The organism is Kitasatospora sp. NPDC057223, from assembly GCF_042669755.1.
In the GTDB taxonomy this organism is placed as follows: Bacteria; Actinomycetota; Actinomycetes; order Streptomycetales; family Streptomycetaceae; genus Kitasatospora.
In genome coordinates this window covers 1-1081 of the sequence record NZ_JBHUWW010000309.1, presented here as the reverse complement: position 1 = coordinate 1081, position 1081 = coordinate 1, and the positions used below count along the sequence as shown (strand labels likewise).

1 pseudogene is annotated in these 1081 nt (G+C 78.4%); it reads left to right on the top strand.

Annotated elements, in window-relative coordinates:
* Positions 1–1057, top strand: a pseudogene (locus tag ACFUK0_RS40225) (regulator); the annotation flags it as partial.
* Positions 1058–1081: the final 24 nt, after the last annotated feature.

Genomic DNA, 1081 nt, shown 5'->3' with positions numbered 1-1081 from the left:
CCCCGGGGCCCCGGGCGCCCCCGCGGGCCGCCCCGCGGAGCGCGGCAGGGCGGCGCCCGCAGGCCTCGGCCGGGTGCCGTTGCAGAGCCGCCGGCCGCCCGCCGCCGAGCCGCCCGCCGCCGACCCGGCGGGCGAACCGCGCCAGGTCCTGCGGGTCGGGCGCGGCGACATCGCGGCCATCCGCGCCGTCGGCGACCTCTTCCGCGCCCTCGACCAGGCCTACGGCGGCGGCCACGCCCGGCAGGCCCTGGTGCGCTACCTGGAGAGCGAGGCCGAGCCGATGCTGCGCGGCCGCTACGGTGAGCAGATCGGCCGGGCGCTGTTCGGAGCGGTCGCCGACCTGACCCGGCTGGCCGGCTGGACGTCCTTCGACATCGCCGCCCACGGCCTGGCCCAGCGGTACTTCGTCCAGGCGCTGCGCCTCTCCCAGGCGGCGGGGGACCGCGCGCTCGGCGGGTACATCCTGGTGACCATGAGCCAGCAGGCCGTCCACCTCGGGCACGGCCGGGAGGCGGTCCAGCTGGCCAGGGTCGCCCAGCAGGGCGTCGGCACCTCCGCGCCCGCCGCCGTCCAGTCGCTGCTGCAGACGGCCGAGGCGCGCGGCCACGGCCTGCTCGGCGACGTCCGGGCCTGCACGACGGCGCTGGTGCGCGCCGAACGGGCCCTCGCCGCAGGCCGTCCGGGCGACGAACTGCCCCCGTGGGCACGCTACTTCGACGAGGCTCAGCTGGCCGACGAGTTCGCGCACTGCTACCGCGACCTCCAGCAGTGGCGGCCCGCCGCCCAGCACGCCGAGAAGTCACTGCGGCTGCGCTCGCCCGCCTACGCCCGCAGCCGGATCTTCTGCCGGATGGTGCTGGCCACCTCCCGGCTCGGCATGGGCGACCTGGAGGAGGCCTGCTCGATGGCCACCGACGCGCTGCGCGCGGCCGGGGAGATGCGCTCCGCCCGCACGCTCGAGTACGTCCGGGACTTCCACCGCCGCCTCACCCCGTACCGGGGCAGCCCGGTGGCCCGGGCCTTCGAGGAGGCCGCCCGGCAGTCGGGGGTGATCTGACCGCCGGCCGGCGGCGTCCCGGTG